The 17,203-nt window shown below is 70.5% G+C and carries 13 protein-coding genes; 2 read left to right on the forward strand and 11 right to left on the reverse strand.

The genetic code is table 11. The annotated features are described in order from the left end of the window. Window positions 1-133 precede the first annotated feature (133 nt). From GXW71_RS32595 to GXW71_RS32620, 6 genes are read right to left on the reverse strand one after another with little or no spacing between them, the layout of a single operon-like run. Window positions 134-565, reverse strand: a complete 432-nt coding sequence (locus GXW71_RS32595) for a phage tail fiber protein (RefSeq protein ID WP_211857848.1) — start codon at window positions 563-565, stop codon at window positions 134-136. Then, the gene (locus tag GXW71_RS32600; protein ID WP_211857850.1) at window positions 565-1,215 is read right to left on the reverse strand and encodes a phage adaptor protein; all 651 of its coding nucleotides are present in this window, start codon (window positions 1,213-1,215) and stop codon (window positions 565-567) included. The genes GXW71_RS32595 and GXW71_RS32600 overlap by 1 nt, the downstream gene beginning before the upstream one ends. After that, window positions 1,215-1,535, reverse strand: coding sequence for a hypothetical protein (locus GXW71_RS32605; RefSeq protein ID WP_211857852.1), 321 nt, complete (start codon window positions 1,533-1,535; stop codon window positions 1,215-1,217). The genes GXW71_RS32600 and GXW71_RS32605 overlap by 1 nt, the downstream gene beginning before the upstream one ends. Window positions 1,536-1,593: 58 nt before the next feature. Continuing rightward, window positions 1,594-2,556, reverse strand: coding sequence for an SU10 major capsid protein (locus GXW71_RS32610; protein WP_211857853.1), 963 nt, complete (start codon window positions 2,554-2,556; stop codon window positions 1,594-1,596). A 35-nt stretch (window positions 2,557-2,591) separates the two neighbouring features. Beyond that, on the reverse strand, window positions 2,592-3,626 hold the full coding sequence (locus GXW71_RS32615; RefSeq protein WP_211857856.1) for a hypothetical protein: 1,035 nt from the start codon (window positions 3,624-3,626) through the stop codon (window positions 2,592-2,594). 1 nt (window position 3,627) lies between these two features. Further along, window positions 3,628-3,918 carry a hypothetical protein gene (locus tag GXW71_RS32620; protein ID WP_211857858.1) on the reverse strand — a complete coding sequence of 97 codons (291 nt, stop codon included), beginning with the start codon at window positions 3,916-3,918 and terminating at the stop codon, window positions 3,628-3,630. A gap of 188 nt (window positions 3,919-4,106) precedes the next feature. Here GXW71_RS32620 and GXW71_RS32625 point away from each other — a divergent pair, with 188 nt between their 5' ends. Beyond that, window positions 4,107-6,608 carry a hypothetical protein gene (locus tag GXW71_RS32625; protein WP_211857860.1) on the forward strand — a complete coding sequence of 834 codons (2,502 nt, stop codon included), beginning with the start codon at window positions 4,107-4,109 and terminating at the stop codon, window positions 6,606-6,608. 284 nt (window positions 6,609-6,892) lie between these two features. Here the strand turns inward: GXW71_RS32625 and GXW71_RS32630 are convergent, their stop codons facing one another. The 5 genes from GXW71_RS32630 to GXW71_RS32650 form a co-directional block, all read right to left on the reverse strand. Beyond that, on the reverse strand, window positions 6,893-8,152 hold the full coding sequence (locus tag GXW71_RS32630; protein WP_211857868.1) for a hypothetical protein: 1,260 nt from the start codon (window positions 8,150-8,152) through the stop codon (window positions 6,893-6,895). A 116-nt stretch (window positions 8,153-8,268) separates the two neighbouring features. Next, the gene (locus GXW71_RS32635) at window positions 8,269-9,069 is read right to left on the reverse strand and encodes a hypothetical protein (protein ID WP_211857870.1); all 801 of its coding nucleotides are present in this window, start codon (window positions 9,067-9,069) and stop codon (window positions 8,269-8,271) included. A 913-nt stretch (window positions 9,070-9,982) separates the two neighbouring features. Next, window positions 9,983-10,429 (reverse strand): hypothetical protein, encoded by a 447-nt coding sequence (locus GXW71_RS32640; RefSeq protein ID WP_211857872.1) that lies wholly within the window; start codon window positions 10,427-10,429, stop codon window positions 9,983-9,985. An 806-nt stretch (window positions 10,430-11,235) separates the two neighbouring features. Then, a complete protein-coding gene (locus GXW71_RS32645) occupies window positions 11,236-13,320 on the reverse strand; it encodes a hypothetical protein (protein ID WP_211857874.1) in 2,085 nt (694 codons plus the stop codon). After that, window positions 13,317-15,785, reverse strand: a complete 2,469-nt coding sequence (locus GXW71_RS32650) for a portal protein (protein WP_211857876.1) — start codon at window positions 15,783-15,785, stop codon at window positions 13,317-13,319. The genes GXW71_RS32645 and GXW71_RS32650 overlap by 4 nt, the downstream gene beginning before the upstream one ends. A 175-nt stretch (window positions 15,786-15,960) precedes the next feature. Here GXW71_RS32650 and GXW71_RS32655 point away from each other — a divergent pair. Further along, window positions 15,961-17,203 (forward strand): hypothetical protein (locus GXW71_RS32655; protein WP_211857878.1); only part of this gene is annotated, 1,243 nt, incomplete at its 3' end.

A 17,203-nucleotide genomic window follows, 5' to 3' on the forward strand; every position in this document is an offset into this window, starting at 1 on the left:
GACCGCCGCGCACCGCCACCCGCCGCGCCGCCCGCCAGCGCGCGCGCCCCGACCCGGTCCAGCCGCCAGGCGCCGAAGGCCGCGAAGCCATAAGGTCCCGCGCCGAAAGGGCGGGTGCTGCCGGTGACGGGCATCAGTCGAGCGCCACCTGCAGCGCCGCCGGCTCGAAGCGGATCGCGTCGCCGTAATCGACCGTCTTCGGCAGCGGCGTCACGAAGCCGCTCGCGGGGTCCGTGAGCTGCGCATAGGCCAGCATGTTGCCGCCGGTCGCCGCATCGAACAGCGCGAACCAGCTCACCATGCCCCAGCCGCCGCTGCCGGCGACCGGGAACAGCACCGTCGCGTCATTGCTCGCCGTCCAGCGGCCGCTCGCGCCATCCAGGACGAAGGCGAAGCTCGCCGGCTGGCGCGCATAGGCGGCGCCGGTCACCTCCGTCCCGCCACCGGTCTCGCCGGGGGCCGCGGTGAAAAGCGCGACGTGGATCCCCGCCGGCTGCGGAAAGGCGGCGCCGCGGAAGACATGGCGGATCAACTTCTCCTCGAGGTAATTCGTGAAGCCCGGCATCAGCGGAATCCCCTGCGCACGCGCCGGAGCGGCCCGCCGCTGAAGCGGGCCGCCTCCGTCGCTCGGTTGCGGCTGTCGATGCGGTCCTTGTAGAGGCCGGCCCAGGTGGCCAGACGCGCATCGTTCTTCAGATACGGCTCGGCCTGCATCAGGCTGCCGTAGAGATAGGCGGCGCTGTCCTCGGCCAGCAGCCAGTTGCTCGGCACATCGGCGCCAAGCCGCGGCAGCTTCTGGAAATAGACCATCTCGATGGTCACCGGCTGCACCGGCAGCGGGAAGAATTCCAGCACGGTGCCGGCCACCGCGTAGTATTCCGGCACGCCCGCCGCCGCCGGGCCTTCGGGCGACAGCACGTCGAAGGGCCAGCGGCCGCCGCGCAGCGCCTGGATGTGATCCAGTGTCGTCAGCACCAGCGGCCGGTGCCGGCCCTTCGGCGTCAGCCGTACCGCTTCCAGCCAATCCTCCGGCAGCACGACGGGTTGGTCGGCGATCAGCGCATCGACGTAGCGATGCATCCGCCGGTCGCGCAGCTTGCCGTTGATGTCGTCCTCCGCAAGGCGGATGAAATCCGGGATGCGGTCGGTCAGGTCGCGCCGGTTGAGCCAGGATGCGATGCTCGCCTGCAGCTCGACATAGGTCGACAGCGCCATCAGATGCGCCCCCCGGCCACGCGGAAGGCCCGGTTGTCCCCGTCGTTCAGCCAGCGGCGCCAGGCCGCCTTGTCGTTCATCCATCCCTCCCGGATCGCGCGGTCGACCACCGCCAGCGGCACCCGCGCGGCGAGCCGGAAGGGGCGCCCGCGCTGGTCGAGCTCCGCGTCGCGCCGGTTGGCGGCGAGGATGGCGTCGCAATCCTGGTGGGTGACGAAATGCATGGCGCCGCCCTGGCGGCTTTCCGTCTCCGCCGGGTTCCACACCAGGGTGCGGATGATGCCGCCATGCTGGTCATAGATGTGCCGCTCCGTCGCCATGCTGCATCCCCGAATGCGGAAAATGTGGCGGAGGGTGCATCGCCCTCCGCCATTCGCCTCACGGCTCGTCGGCCGCGGAAGGCGCGATGTCGGCGATCTTGAAATGCGCCGCCTCGTTCGAGACCTCGAGCCCGTATTCCGCGACCAGCATCCGGGTCTCGGCATCGCCGATCTTGGCGATCTCCTCGGTCTTCAGCCGCCGGTAATAGGCGACCTTCGCGTATTCCGGATCGATGCCGAGCACGGTGCGCGGGCGCTGCCAGCGCGACGGCACCGCCTTCAGCTCCCCGAAATCAGAGAGATAGAAATCCGCCGCGGCGACGATCTCGTCCGCGTCGATCTTCACGCGGCTGTTGGCGCGCCCCGCGAAGCCGGAAAACTTCCGCTTCGCATAGGGCCCCATCATCAGCAGCGTCGGCTCGCCGCCATTCTCGTAGGTCTCCTGGATGGCATCCGCCAGCAGCGCCTCGGTGAAGGCGCGCAGCGTGCCGTCGGTGACCGCGGCGGTCTCGCTCGCCGGGTTCGCGCCCCCCGCGCCATAGGACGCGTTGGTCGTGATCCAGTGCTCGAAGGCGCGGGTCGCGCGCGCGGCCGGCGTGGTGTCGTCGCCATTCGCCCGCGCCTGCTCGCCGACCAGGATGCTCTCCATGTCGCGCAGCAGCGCCTTGCCGTTCAGCGCGATCTGGTGCGCCATCTCGCCCCGCTTGCCGGCGGCGTCGGCACTCTCCTGCGAGCCGGAGACCGTCGCGTCGCGGGTCGAGATCTGGCAGATGTTGGACCGCCGCACCGTCGGCTGCGCGACGGAACGCGACAACTCGAACCCTTCCTCCTTGCGGTTCGCCTTGTTCACGGCCGGCAGGGTCTCGGTCTGCCAGTCGAACTGGACATTGGTCGCGTTGCGGGTGCCGACCGCCGTCATGAAGGGGCGGTCGGTCGGGTCGATGTTGTAGATGGCGTTCGCCAGGTCCTCGCGGTTGCCCTTGGCGCCATAGGTGGTGAAAGCGTTCGTGACCTTGGCCATGGCCGGTCTGTCTCCTTTGAGCGTGATGACTTGAGCTAGAGGAGTTTTTCGATCACCGCCTGCGCGTCGCGCAGGCTGTTGGACTTCGCCAGACGCTGCTTGGCGCGCGCGAGGTCGGTGCCCTGCCGCGGCCCAGGATGCTGCGCACCCGGCCGCGCGGAGGGCGATGCCGGCCTCGGCGGCTGCGGAGTGAGGCGCTTCTGCATGGCCTCGTCGTATTTCATCGCCTTGTAGAGGACGACGACGGCGCGGTGATCGGTGACGGAGGAGAGCTCCTCCTCCGACCAGCCGAGCCCGCGGCCATACTCCCGCACCTTGATCCGGTCGGTGTTGCGGCGTTCCTTGTCGCGCCAGGCGGGCATCGCCTGCACGAGAAGGTCGCCTTCCTGGTGGAGCTTCGCGCGCATCTCGCCATCGGTCGCGATCGCTTCCGTCGCGCGGACACGCTCATACTCCTGCCGGGCCGCTTCCATGCGGGACTGGCTTTCGCGCCATTCCTCGCGCTTCAGCATGTAGCAAACCGGGTCTTCCTCCTTCAGGCGCGCCCAATCCGGCTCCGGACCCTGCGTCTGCTGGATCTGGAAGGCGAGAGCCGGGAGGAGCTGCGCGTATTGAAGGCGCTCCTGCCGCACCGCGGACGCCTCGCCATCGAATGCCCTGCGGTCTTCGGCGAGCGCCTGCGTCTTGCGCGTGTAGTCGGCCTGGCGGAGATAGCCGCGGGTCACTTCCGCCAGCGGCAGCCGCTGCGCCTTGCCGTCGATCTCGACGGTGACGAGCGTCTTCGCGGGGTCGGGCTCCGTGGTGTCTTCATCCGTCTCGGCCGGGGGATCCTCGGGCTCGATCTCGACCTCCGGCTCCAGCTCGGGGCCTTCGGCGTCGATCGGCGTCTCGCCGTCGGGTCCGGGGTGCTGCGCCTCGGCTGCATCAGCCTTGGCTTGCGATGTCCGCGGCGCCGCCGCGGCACCCGGTTCCCCGCTGTCGCGGGCCAGGAGTTCGGCGATGCTGGATGCCGCGGTTTCCACGTCGGTGCCCTGGGGCGTGTCGGGCGTGGTGGTGATGTCGGACGCCATGTCAGCTCCTGCTCTTGCGTTGCAGTTCGAAGCGGAGGTTGCGCTTCGCGATGGCCGCACCCGCGGCGGCCGCCGCGAGATCCGCGCGCAGCGCATCGAGGGCGCGCAGCATCAGGAAGGCGGCCTCCCGTTCCTCCCGCCCATGCGCGGGATCGGAGTGGCGGATCTCTGCCAGGCAATGCGCTTCGAGATTGGCGAAGGCGCGCTGCAGGCCGGGATGATCGATCGCCGCGCGCGCCTGGCGCGCGGCGGCATCGGCTTCGGTGAGGATGGTGTCGGCGCTGCGGGTCATCGCTGTCTCCACCCCTGCGCCTATCCAGAGCAGGGGGGAGGGATGCAAGCGGGAAGTGGGGGATTCGAGGCGACGGAAAGCGGTTCTGCGCGAGAGAGCCGCCATGCGCAGCGGGGATGTTTTTTCATGGCGATCATTTCCTTTCCCGTGTGAGCCTGTGTGGCGTGTGGGTCTGCACGGGATCGGGGGTGCCGATGGTCACCGAGAACAGCGCAGCGCAGCTGGGCCGGGCCTTGGGCTCCGGCACCCCGGTCGCCCCGCCGCCCGGGCCGAAGCGCTGGCCGGCCTGGTACTTCAGCCTTGCCGATGCCCTCTCCGCCGCACGGGCGCCGGTCCTCGCCGCCTCAGCGTATTTCGCCGTCGTCGCGCTGCCCGATCAGTCGGCTGAAGCGGCGCGCATGATGCTCGACTGGCATTGGTTCTCCCTCATCGTCGGCGTCGTCCTCTGGGGAGCGTTCTCCGCCTACCTCGCCATCACGCTCGCGGCGATGGCGAGCCGCGCTTTCCGGATCGACTCCAAGGCGCGCGCGCTGGCCGCGCCCGTGGTGCAGAAGTTCCTGATACTGCTTCTGTTGGCAGCACCCTTCCTGGCCGGCTTCTTCGCGCTCGGCGGCCACCACATCATCGGGAGCGTGGTCTCGCCCCTGCTGGAACGGGAGACGTGGACGGAGCTTCTGGCGCAGGTGGCGATGGAGCGGGTCCTGCGGCAGGAAGCGCCGGTGTCGATGGCGCGCGCATTCTTCGCCTTCATCCTCGATTCGAACGTCTTCGTGTTCCTCTACAGCCTCGTGGAAGTGGCGTTTCGCGGCTTCGCGATCCTGATGCTGGCGATCTACTTCGGTCTTCCGACGATCGTGATTGCCTTCGTGCTGCTTTATGGGGCGCTGGCAGGCTTGGCGAATGCGCTGGCCTGGATTCTGTCGCGCCTCGGCATCCGGGCGCGCCGCCTCGATCCCGCCTGGCCGGTCGTCGAGGTCTTCGACCATCACTTCCTTGATCTGCACGGCGAGAAGCTGGAAGGGGTCGCGGTCACGATCGGCGTCCTCTTTCTGATATGGACCATTGGCTGGGGCGTCGCGGAGTACCTGTTCGGCATCTATGTCGAGATCCCGACGCTGTTCTTCCTGCCGATCTGGGCGACGGCGCTCTGCGCTGCCCTGATCGGGCTGGTCTGGCTGTCGGCGCGCTGGCACGTACCGGTCCTGGTGCCCTGCCTGGTCTTCGCGTCGCTGTGGTCCTGCGCCGATATCAGCGACAACCACGACATCCGGCACCGGCTGGTCCCGCAGCTCGCCCAGGCCGCCCTGCCGATCCCGGGCGGGGATGGTGCGAGGCCGCCAGGGCGGGCGCAGGTCGATGCGGATCCCCGGCGGCCGCTGACCGACACCTTCCGACTATGGCTGGACCAGCGTGCCGACATGGCGCGCTGGCACCAGGCGGGCCGGCCCTTCCCGGTGCTGCTCGTCGCCGCGGAGGGCGGCGGCGCCCGCGCCGCCTATTTCACCGCGCTCGTCATGGAGGAGCTGCGGGCCCGCTGTCCGCGCCTGCTGCACCACACCTTCCTGATGGTGGGCGTCTCCGGCGGCAGCCTCGGCTCCGCCCTGGTGGCGGCCTCCGCCCAGGCGGCGCCACCCGCCCCCGGTCCAGGCTGCGAACCGCCAGGTGCCGCGCCGGCGGAGGCGCGCGGCGCCGCGGCCGATGCGGCGCGTGTGCTGGAAGCCGATCTCCTGTCCCCGCTGGTTCGCGGCACGCTCGTCTCCGACCTGCTGGCCCGGCTGATCCCCTGGGACTGGCCCTACATCTTCGGCGGCGGCTGGCTCCGCCGGAGCTGGAACTGGGCGGTGCGCGAGCCCTTCACCGACATCACCGACCGGTCCCGGTACCTGGAGCGCGCCGTCGATCGCGCCTGGCGCGATCGGACCGGGCGGACGCTCGACCAGCTCTCCTTCGAAGGCGTCTGGGAAGGGACGCGCGGCGATGTCCCGGCCTTCGGGGCTGACCACCATGCTCGATGTGATCGACAGCCTGCGCGACATCGCGCGGGAGCGCCGGGTGGCGCTGGCGATGCTGCGCATCGAGAACAGCCGGGCGACGACGAACCCGTCCAATGTCGCGGGCGCGGCGCCGGAGCTGCCGCCGGGGTCGCTGGTGGAGCTCGCCTCGCCGGCGCGCGCCCTGATGGCGACGCGCTCGGCACGGGCCGAACAGGCGCGGGCGGCGGCGCAGCGGGTGGTGCAGCTCTCGCGCCAGGCTTGCGCGGCGGCGACCGCGGCGCTGCCCTGCGTCGATATCCGAGAGGTGGCGTTCGCGCTGTCGCCAGGCTGCGTGCCGATCCCGCTCGGCTGGTCGCTGTCCGACGAGGCCCGGCGGGACATGCAGAACCAGCTTCTCGGCAAACCCGACAGCGGGCGCCGCGTCTGCGTCAGCCGCGGCGCGCCTGGGCGCGCGCAGAACCGCCTGGCGCTCGACATGGTCCAGCGCCTGCTCGCACCGCCCTGACGGGCCGCCCTGACGGGCTGCCATCGCCCGCCGGACCGTCGACCGTGCGTCACGCTTGGTGTTGCACGTCCCGGAATGCACGCATCGTCGCGTTGAACGCGCGGATCGCCTCCCTCGGCAGCATGGTGAAGGTCGGGCGGAAGCCGGGGCCGGGCGTGCAGCCGATGATGATCTCCTCCTCGCCGCGCTGAAGGTAGCGATTGCGGCCGCGTGGGATGCGACGATCACGGGCTCCGGGGGGATCGCTCCAGACCATGCCGACGATGCGGAACTCGCGGAATACGCGTGAAATATTGCCGCGCCTGATCCAACGGCGGCCGCGGTAGAACTGCGGCAAGCGCTGCCGCAGCATCCGGATTTGCAGCGTCGGCGGCTCGTCCATGAACATGGGGTAGTAGGGGATCGTGGTCGGGTTCCTTCTCATGCAGCCACCCTAGCAAACAGCGTCAACCCGATCATCCCGGTGGCCGCAGGCTCAGGGTTCCGTGGAAGGCGGGTCGCCGCCCAGCAGGCCGGCCGCCGTTCCGGCGCCGAGGAGGCCCGCCGGCGCCGCGCTGTTGAGCCCCAGGATGCGGCTGAGGAAGGGATGCGTATTCACGACGGAACGCAGATAGGCCGCCGCGGCCGGCGCCTGCTCATTAATCCAACGCGGGTTGCGCAGATAGGCGGACACCGCATTCGCGAAGAGCTCCTTGTCGTAGGTGAGGCTCTCGGGAGAGTAGGGGATGTGGCCTCGGTAGAGCCTGGCCAGCTCGCTGCGGGCCTGCGCGGGCAGATCCGGCCTGAAGCGGGGCATCTGCATATGGATCGGATGACCGATCTCATGGGCGACAGTCTCTCCTCCGACAGGTTCTCCTTCACGGATGCGGATCTGAATCCTGTCGCGGATCGCCTGGGCCCGCTCGAGAGGATCCAGATTGGCCAGGCTCCGTTGATCCGGCACTCTGAGGGATGCGACACCCAGGACATGATCCTGGAACTCCGCCGCCGGCCGGATGCGGACCCCGCGACCGGCGAGCAGCCTGGCGACCGCCTCGATATCCTGTGGCGGCATGGCCAGGTAGGAGCCATCCTCCAGCCGGCCTGAGCGATAGGGCGCGGTGATCGGACGCCCCTCCTGATCGGTGTTCATCCGGCGCGGGTTGAGGATGGCGGCGACCATGGCCTCCTCTTCCGGTGTCGGCGTGTGTGGCGGGGGAGGCAGCGGGGACGGTGTCCCCGCCTCCGGGCGGCCGGCGAACAATGCCTCTTCGCCATCGGCCGGCGCCGCCGGAACGGGCGGCCCGCCGCGGTCATCGCGCAGCGCGGCCGGGTTGATGGGAAGCCGCAGACCTGTGCCGCGCGGCGGCGCTGCGGGCAGCGCGGCGGCGGCCACTTCTTCCTCGCGCGGCATCGGGCCAGGCGGTGGCTGGTTGTGGCCGATGCCCGGACGCCTGGCAGCCTCCCCGCCCTCGCCGGTGGTACGCGGCGCCGCCTCGATCCGTCCGCCCCAACCCTCGCGCCTGGCGCGCGCGACGCCCACCTCGGCCGCCTCCGCGCCGCGCGCGGCGGCTGTCGCGGCGCGCCTGGCGATGCGATCGACCGGGCCAGCCTGTGCTTCATTCGGATCGCCCAGCAGCAGGCCGGCACTGGCAAGCGCGACGCGCCACGGCAATGGCATGGGAATGGCTGTCGCCGCCTCCACCGCCACGTCACCCGCATTCTGCGGCGCCAGGAACGCCGCTGCCGTGCGCACCCCCTGTCAGGGCGCGGGCTGGCGCGTCGCCTGGACGCGTTCGCGAAGCGCCAGCAGGCCTGGATGGACGGGATAGGGCAGATCGAGGGGGTCGACCTCGCGGCCCAGCAATCCGGTCATCGCATTCTCCCCAGCAAAGCGTTGAAGTTCGGATTGCCTGCGAGGCCCGCCGCGCCGTAGCGCGGCATCACGCCCACCTGCTGCAGCCGTGCCAGCGTCGTGGGCTGCATGCCGTAGCCGGGCGGTGCGTAGCTCGGCAGGCCGAGATTGGGTACCGGCGGCAGGCCGCCGCTCGCGGGCGGGGCGCCCGGCGCCGGCGCTGCCGGCAGCGGCTGCATGGCGCCGATGACCGGTGGTGCGGTCGGGAAAGCGCCGTAGTTGTAGGACGCGACCGGCGCCTGCGGCGCGGCGCCTTGCATGGCGCCGCCGGCGACGAAGCTGCGCGGGGTCTGGTCGATCGGCGCGGTCAGCGCGCTGCGCCAGGCCTCGCGCTGCGCGGCGCGCGGGTCCGGCCCCTGGGGCAGCAGCGAGCCGAGATAATTGGCGAGGCCGTAGCCGCCATTGTCGCCATTGCCGTCGCTGGTGCCATCCGGGCCGCTGCTGTTGCCGTGGCCATCGGCGGCGCCACTGTCGCCGTGGCCGTCAGCCGCACCGCTGTCGCCATGACCATCGGCGCTGCCGCCGGCACCACCATCCGCACCGTCGCCGCCATCACCGCTGTTGTCGAAGGCCGGCACGCCGGCCGGGCCGCGCAGCGGCCGGCCGTCGCGCGTCAACCCGCCGCCGCGCGCGCGCAGCAGCGCCGCTTCCTCCGCGGTGATGTAGGCCAGGTGATGCGGGGTGCCGCGCACGGAGGTGCGCCGCGGCGCGGTCACCTGGCCGGTGGGCTCGGCGTCGAGAAGACCGCGGCGCTTCATGGACCGTCGCCCTCCGGCACGGTCTCTGCCCTCAGGGGCAGGCGTGCGGCGTCCGAAAGGCTGACATGGGACCGATGCCCGATCTGATGCGCATCGGCCCGCGCCCTTTCGCCCCCGCCTAGCGGGGGAAGGGACAGGCGCGTGCCCTGCAGCCCCCGTGCGGGTGATTCAGACGCCGGTACATCGCAGGCCACTCGACCGCCAGAACCTCCCTCCAGCCGATTGCCAAAATCCCGCGGCGCACGCTGTAGGCACTCATCATTCGTGGCGGGTGCGAATATCGGAGGTGTGGCGAGATGTTGCCCCTCGGCGTCCACTTGACCTGGCGGAGATGCTGCGGCGCGCGCTGCCGGGCCATGCGTTCCAGGAGCGTCGGCCGGGGATGCGATCGCAGGGGGTGATACCGGAAGAACTGGCGGCGCATATGCGGGAAATCCATACCCAGGATTGTAGCGGGAACGAGCCGGATTCGCACGTTCATTTCGGCGCGCGACGCCCCGGTCGGCGTCGAGCAATGCGCGGTGTTTCATGGGCCATCTCCCTCCGGCTGATCCAGCAGACCGACGCCGACCCCAGCCCCCAGCAGTCCGAGCGGGAACAGCGAATTCAGTTGGAAGAACTGCGACAGGACAGGATGTTTGTTGACATGCCGACGCAGGAGAGCGGCGGCAGTCGGCACCACCATCCGCACCGGCCCCGCCACCGCTATCACCGCTGTTGTCGAAAGCCGGCACACCGGACGGGCCGCGCAGCGGCCGGCCGTCGCGCGTCAACCCGCCGCCGCGGGCGCGCAGCAGCGCCGCCTCCTCCGCGGTGATGTATGCCAGCAGGTGCGGCATGCCGCGCACGGAGGTGCGCCGCGGCGCGGTCACCTGGCCGGTAGGCTCGGCGTCGAGAAGGCCACGGTGCTTCATTACGCTTCTCCCTCCCCTGCACCCAGCAGTCCCCCACCAGCGCCCATCATCAGACCGGCCGCTCCCTGCAATTGGAAATAGCGGGACAGGAACGCGTCCTCATTGACGTGCCGCCGAAACATCGCCGCGGCGTCCGGGGCACGCTCCCATATCAGTCGAGGGTTCCGCAGGTATGCCGAGAGCCCGTCGGCATAAAGCTCGTTGCGCTCCGCGGCACTTCCCTGGCGCGCGCCACCAGCGGAAAACTGGCGGCCCAACTGCTTCAGGGCGGCCGATGGAACCCGCGCGGCCCCGGTCTGCATGGTATGGACGCCGTGGCCCACCTCATGCATCTCGACGCTATCGCCGCGCGTGCCACCCTCACGAATCCTGGCGGATGCGCGCGCCGCCGTCTCTTCGCCGCGCGCGGCCCAACCCGGCGACGGCAGGAGATATTCGCCCTCCACCCTGCGGCCCCGAACGCGCGGGAATTCACTACCGGGAACGTCCCGCTGAACGCCGCGTCTGGCAACGTAGTCTAGTAGATACTCACGTGCCTCTGGTGGAAGCGGCGCATAACTCCCATCACTGGCTCGCCCTGCGCGCCACGGCGCCGTGAGATGACGCCCCTCGGGGTCCACAGCGGGGAACGCAGATGCATTGGAACCCTCTGGCGGGCCAGGCGGTCGAGGAGGGGCGGCCGAGGGATCGCGTAGAGGGGCTGATGCCTGCTCATGAGTAGAATTGTACTGGACTGCCCTCGCATTTGCACGCGCGACCGGCCGGATACCGCCGGCAAAACCGAGCACGAACATGGCTTCATCAAGCCGCCGCTGAGCCACGTCCGGGTGGACATGTTCAGGCTCACCAGGGAACCCGGCCAGCAGGTTCCGCACCGGCTCGCCAGGCCGCATGTCCGGCGACGGCAGCGTCAGCGACGGCCCCTGACGCTGCGGTCGCAGAGCCGCCCTTCTCTCGGGGCTGACCTCATAGGCCGCCAAGCTTTCAGCCATCCGAGCCGGCAGGATATTTCCCGGTCGCCGATGAGGGGTGCTCTCATCCGGTTCCCGGTCCAACAGGCTTGTCATTGCCTTGCCTTCCAGATGCGCGCGCGCAGCAGCGCCGCCTGCCCGGCGATGTAGGTCAGGCGATGCGACACGAGCGCGACGCGGGGCGTCGACCCTGTCGCCGCGCATGGTGGATCGGCCGCCGAGGAGGCCGGGGATGGTCATGAGGCTGCTCCTGATCGGCGTCCGACCATGCACGATGCCAGTCACTCGCGCGCTTGCTCCTCAGGGCCAAGCAGGCCCTGTAGTGGCCCCATGCCGGCGATGCCAGCAGTGCCAAGCAGGGGGATTCTGTTCCGCGCATAGAGCGACAACACTTCAAGCGGCGACATTCCTATGGCCTGCGCGGTGACCGAGATGCGGTCGTCCAGAATCTGCGTCGCCGTGCGGGCCGGACTCGCGAGGCCAGTGTCACCGCCGTATTGGCGCCACATCACCCCTTGGGCCTCTGTCGGCGTGATTCCCGCCCGTCGCGCGAACTCCGACGTGCCATCGTTGTAGATGAGATAAGTGTCGCGCAGAGCCTGGCCATCGACATGGCGGACAGGCGGGGCCGTGACCATCAGTTGACGCAGATCCTGAGCGTCCATGCCGAGGGGCGGCGAGCCATTCGGCCCCGACCGGTAGGCGGCCTGATATTGCTCATAGCCCGCTCTTGTCCTGAAAGCTTCTCGCGGCAACTGGCCGGGATGGAGATCATTGAAGATCATGTTCTGGGCGCGGAAATTGTGGACATCGACAGGCACCGCGCTGAAGTCGCCGCTGAGGGAGCGCGCGTAGGATCCGATCTTCGGCGCCCGCGCCAAGGATGCGTCGCCGCGCAGCATGGCCTCGAACAGCTGGGGATGCTGGCCGTAGATGATATGGAACCCGCTGCCGGGACCCGTCGCGCTGCGCACCGCGTCCGCGAGCGACGCTCCGGGGGACAGCAGCACCTGCTGCTGTCCCAGCAGCGCGCCGCTGCGTAGATTGGTCACGGTATCGCTGCGCAGGCTGGTCGCCGCGAGCCTCCTTGCTTCCAGCAGGGTTCGATCCAGCGCCTCCTGGGGCGTGAAGCCCAGGCTCGTGACAAGCCGATCATAGAGCGGCCGCATGTTGGAGAACTGGGCAGCCATGACAAGCTCGCGCTGCTGGGGGGTAAGATGCCCTACCGGCTCGCCGCGCAGCGCGCGGGGGACAACAGGACCTATGTCAGCCAGGATCCGGTCGACAATCGGACCGATATTCTCCGCCACGATGGAGAACGGATTGGCAGGAAGCTGGCCACCCGCCAGGAGCCGCTGGTCCGGGCTCAGCGCGGCCCGCAGATCGTGAGCCGCACGCTGCTCTACGCCTGGCAGGCGCTCGCCTGGCCTTGGATCCGCGAGAACGGAGTCCTCGCGGCGCGGCTGAAGTTGCTGGCTCTCCGGAAGCCCGCTCTGCCTGCTGCGAGCGCGCAAGATCTCCTCCCCCAGCCTCTCGGCCTGCTCTCTGTCAGAGGCTATCAGGCGGGGCGGGGTCAGATCATCCTCCGGCCTGGCACCGACGGGCCCGTTCGGCGATGCGGCGCCCGCGGGAGGAGGCTCTGGCGTCGTATCGCGTGGCCTGGAGGCCTCGGGCACGGCGCCGGATGGATTCTCAGGTGCTAAGGCCTGCGACGGCGGGGTGGCGGGTTGCGGCGCCGCAGCGGGTGAAGTGGTCGTTGTTGTCGGAGCTTCTTGAGGCACTCTGCCGGGTAGCGCGACCTCCTGGCCCGGCATGGGGCCGGTGGGCGGATGATCGTAGCCGACGCCCGGACGCTGAGCGGCCTCGGCGCCCTCTTCGGCGGCGTGTGCCGGCGCTCCGGTCCGTCCGCCCCAACCCTCCCGCGTCGCGCGGGCGACACCCGCTGCGGCATCTTCAGCACCGCGCGCCACAGCATTCGCGGCACGGCCGACGATACGGTCGATCGGGCCGCCCTGCGCCTCGCTCGGATTGCCGAACAGCAGGCCGGCGGTGGCAAGGGCGACGCGCGCCGGAAGCGGCATGGGGATGGCGGTCGCCGCCTCGAGCGCAATGTCGCCGGCGTTCTGGGGAACCAGGAACTCTGCGATCGTGCGCGTGCCCTGCCAGGGTGCCGGCTGACGGGTCGCGCGGGTGCGCGCGGCCAGCGCCTGCAAGCCGGGGTGCACCGGATAGGACTGCCCGATGGCGTGCAGTTGCTCCTCCCAGCTCGGCATGGCCGAGCGACCGGTAGCGGGCCTGGGCCCGAGGAGGCGCGCGTCGTACTCCTCATCGGACAACGGGTAGGCAGATGGACGCGCGCTGCTCATGCCTGGGCTCCGGACTGCGGCTGGGATGGGGGCGGCGGCGCCATCGCCGCCGCCGGCGGCAACCGCTCGCGCTCCAGCAGCGCCAGGATCGCCGCCAGGTCCACCGGTGCGCCGTGCTTCAACTGCATCTCATAGGCGCGCAGCAGGATGTCGGCCTCGGCGCGGTCGCGCTCGCGGTCGTCCTCGCGCTCCGCCTTCCAGGCCTCCAGCCGCTGCGCCTCCAGCTTCACCTGCGCATCCAGGCGCGAGGTCGCAATCCGCGCTTCCGCCTCCATGCGGCCGTTCTGGATCTGCGCCTGCGCCAGCGCCGCGCCGGGGTCGGGTGCGGCACCCTGGCCGCGCGCCTGCTGTGTCTTCTGCCGGAAGGCCATGTCGTCGGCCGCACCCGGATCGAGGAAGAAGCGGTTCGCATCCTTGTAGCCGCCGAGGCGCACGATCTCCGCCAAGGTCGCGCGCAACTGGCGGATGGTGACCAGCGGGTTGTCCGGCCCGATCGTCGTCAGGATCTGCTGCTGCTGTTGCAGCACCATCATCAGGAAGGCCATGCGCTGGCTGTCCGGGCCGCGGCCGAGCGCGACATTGACCGAGACATCCATCTCCGCGTCCCAGACCCGCGGATCGATCTCCACCCAGCGCCCGCGCAGCCGCACCATCCGCGGCCGGTCCTGGTGGCGCACCAGCGCCCGCAGCACGCCGCGGAACACCTGCTTCACCAGGGTCTCGGCGAGCGTCCGCGCGATCATCTCGACGCGCTCCTGCGACGCCTCAATCGTGTTCTGCACCGCGACCTTGGTCGCCGATTGCAGCGCCTCGGGGTCGAGGCCGCGGCTCGCCCGCGTGATGCCGGTGCGCTGCGCCTTCACCTCGTCCACATAGGCCAGCACGCCCATCGCCTCGGCGCCGACGAAGGGCAGGTTCAGCATCTGCACCGCGCCCGGCGTCTTCATCCGAATGATCGCGCCGCGCTCGTTGTTGGCGACGTCGTCGAGGTTCACCTGGCCCTCGACCACGGCCATCTTCGGATCCAGCGCCTCCGCCAGGCTGTCCATGACCGAGCGCAGGATGCCGGTCTTCAGGTCCTGCAGATCGAGCGTCTGGTCGGCGATGGAGCTGCCGATCACCCGGTGCGGCTGCCGCACCGGGGAGCCGAGCGCCATCGGCACCTCCGGCACCACCTCGTCGCTCAGCACCAGCTCGCAGTCATCGCCCACGGTGCAGACGCGGTGCAGCTCCGCGATGCCGTCGCCATCGGCGTCGCAGCGGATGAAATGCTCGATGTGCAGCACCCGCCAGGCGCTGCGGTCGATCGAGGACTGGTCGAAGGGCAGCGCCCGCGCCGGGTCGCGCTGCGTCGCTTCGTCGTTCAGCGCGAAATCCGCCTCGGCGGTCGCATGGCGGGCGAGCGTCTCGACATCGCCGGCGCCGCGCGCGACGAGGTCGGAGATCCGCTCCAGGCTGCGATGCGCGCAATAGCTCGCGCCCTCGATGTCGCGGGCATCGCGGGCGATGATGAATTCCTCGGGCGGCACCGCCATCAGCCGCAGCACGCCGCGCCGCACCGTGCGCCGCACGCGGAGGTCGATCGCGATCGAGAGGGGATCCGGAAGCCCGACCATCCCCATGGCGGGCAGTGCGGGTGGGGCGCCGGCGACAGGCGGATTCCCAGCCGTGCCGCCGGGCGCCCCTGCCGCTGCCGGTACCATTGCTCCCGGAGCGGCACCCGCAGGGTAGGGCGCCGATCCTTTCACGGTGGTTTCCGTCTCGACGCGCTCCAGCACCTCGATGGCGGGATCGGCGAGCAGCCGCGCCTCGGTCAGCGGGTCGAGGCCGGTATAGTCCAGCTCCTCCACGCGCACCGCCTCGTCCCACCACCATTTCACGATGCCGGTCTTCTTCAGCAGCGCATCATGCACCGCATCGTGCAGCGTCGCGAACCAGGAATTGCCGTCGGCATTGATGCAGTAGCCGACATAGTCGGTCATCTGCTCCGCCATGGCCTCGTCCTCCGGGCCATGCGGCACGAATTCGACGACGCGCTCGCCGGAGGTGAAGATGCGGATCAGCCCGGGCAGCATCTGGTGCACGATGTCGGCGACCTCGCGCGCCACCACCGTGCTGCGGCCGCGCAGGTCCTCGGCCTGCTCCCGGCGCTCCTGCCGGTCGTGGATCAGCCCGTCATAATAGTCCTGCGCGCGCTGGCGCTCCGGCGCCTGGTGGCTGTCGATCGCATCCGCCGCATCGGCGTAGCCGCCGCGCACCAGCGCGCGGATATCCTCGGGCGTAAGCGGCTCGGGGCCCGCGGCCTCCAGCGCGGCGGCGTCCGGCGCCGCGGCCGGCGGGCCCGCATCCGGTGCCGCGAGGATGGCCTCCGCCGCCGCGCCCAGCGCGGCGCGCATCCCGCCCAGGACCTTCGGCGGCAGCACCGCCACGATGTCACCAAGCCTGCTGCGATGCTGTGCTGCCACGCGATGATGTCTCCCGCACCGATCCGGCTGTCTTGGCGGCTATCCAGAGCGGGGCAGGGCGATGCAAGTCTCTTGTCCCTGTGATCTCGCGCACAGGGCGTGCGACCCCGCCGCGCTTCCGCCTGGAAGCGGGCACCGGCTTCATGCCAGCTTGCCGCCGGCGCGGGAGGCGACGATGCCTGACGACAGCAAGACTCCACCGGATGCCCAGCCGGCCGAGTTCGGCCAGTCGTCGCCCCCCGCGCCTCCATCGCATCTCCAGCAGCCCGAGCGCTGGCCCGCTTGGTACTTCGCGCTGACCGATGCGCTGAGGGCGGCGCGGGCGCCGGCGATCACCGCGATCGCCTACATCCTCGTGGTCGGCCTTCCCGACCAGAGCGCGGAGGCCGCGCGCATCATGCTGGGCTGGCCCTGGTACTGGGCGATCGGCGCGGCGCTGCTGTGGTTCGTGCTCTCGCTCTACCTGGCCCTCAGCCTCGCCGGCCTCGCGGAACGCGCCCTCGGCATCCACCACCAGGCGGACGGCGTGCGCAACGCGCCCTTCACGCAGAAGACGGTGATCCTCTTCCTGTTCTCGGCGCCCTTCATCGCCGGCTTCCTCGCACTCGGTCCGATGGACCTGCTGGCCGGCGACACCACGGTCTGGGACCACCAGCGCGGCTCCGTCATCTACCTGCCGCTGGCGCTGTTCGGCATCCTCGCGCTGTCCGTCCTGTTCCCGCTGCTGCTCGCGATCCTCGATGCCATCCTCGTCGGCATCCGGCGGGAGAGGGGCGAGACCTTCGCCTGGGCGCGGGCCATGCTCGACTGGACCTGGCTCCACGCCGGCGCCTGGTCGGAAGGCATGACCTTCGTGGCGGCGATCCTCTTCCTCGCCTGGGTCATCGGCTGGGGCAGCCTCGAATACCTCTTCGGGCTCTATGCGGAGATCCCGACCCTGCTGTTCCTGCCGCTCTGGGCGACCGCGCTCTGCGCCGGCCTGCTGCTGCTGGTGCGGCTCTCGGCGCGGCGGCGGGTGCCGCTGCTGGTGCCGGCGCTGCTGCTGGCGCTGTTCTGGTCCTTCGCCGATCTCAGCGACAACCACGAGATCCAGCATCGCCGGATCCCCGCCGCCTCCATCGCCGCGGCGGCGCCGATGGAGGCTGACCTCGCCTTCGCGCTCTGGCTCGAGGCCCGGCGGGACGAGATTGCGCGCTGGAACGAGGACGGGCGGAGCTTCCCGGTGCTGCTGGTCGCGGCAGAAGGCGGCGGCGCCCGCGCCGCCTATTTCTCCGCGCTGGTGCTGGAGGAGCTGCGCGCCCGCTGCCCGCGCCTGCTGCGCCACACCTTCCTGATCGCCGGGGTCTCCGGCGGCAGCGTCGGGGCGTCGCTGGTGGCGGCCTCGGCTGCGGCGCCGCCGGTGCGCCCGCCGCTCGCCG

The sequence above is a fragment of the Plastoroseomonas hellenica genome, assembly GCF_018129085.1.
Lineage (GTDB): Bacteria > Pseudomonadota > Alphaproteobacteria > Acetobacterales > Acetobacteraceae > Plastoroseomonas > Plastoroseomonas hellenica.

Excerpts from the sequence above, each read along its gene's own strand:
- GXW71_RS32595 (WP_211857848.1), bottom strand. The coding sequence starts at position 565 with ATGCCGGGCTTCACGAATTACCTCGAGGAGAAGTTGATCCGCCATGTC.
- GXW71_RS32600 (WP_211857850.1), bottom strand. The coding sequence starts at position 1,215 with ATGGCGCTGTCGACCTATGTCGAGCTGCAGGCGAGCATCGCATCCTGG.
- GXW71_RS32605 (WP_211857852.1), bottom strand. The coding sequence starts at position 1,535 with ATGGCGACGGAGCGGCACATCTATGACCAGCATGGCGGCATCATCCGC.
- GXW71_RS32610 (WP_211857853.1), bottom strand. The coding sequence starts at position 2,556 with ATGGCCAAGGTCACGAACGCTTTCACCACCTATGGCGCCAAGGGCAAC.
- GXW71_RS32615 (WP_211857856.1), bottom strand. The coding sequence starts at position 3,626 with ATGGCGTCCGACATCACCACCACGCCCGACACGCCCCAGGGCACCGAC.
- GXW71_RS32620 (WP_211857858.1), bottom strand. The coding sequence starts at position 3,918 with ATGACCCGCAGCGCCGACACCATCCTCACCGAAGCCGATGCCGCCGCG.
- GXW71_RS32635 (WP_211857870.1), bottom strand. The coding sequence starts at position 9,069 with ATGAAGCGCCGCGGTCTTCTCGACGCCGAGCCCACCGGCCAGGTGACC.
- GXW71_RS32645 (WP_211857874.1), bottom strand. The coding sequence starts at position 13,320 with ATGAGCAGCGCGCGTCCATCTGCCTACCCGTTGTCCGATGAGGAGTAC.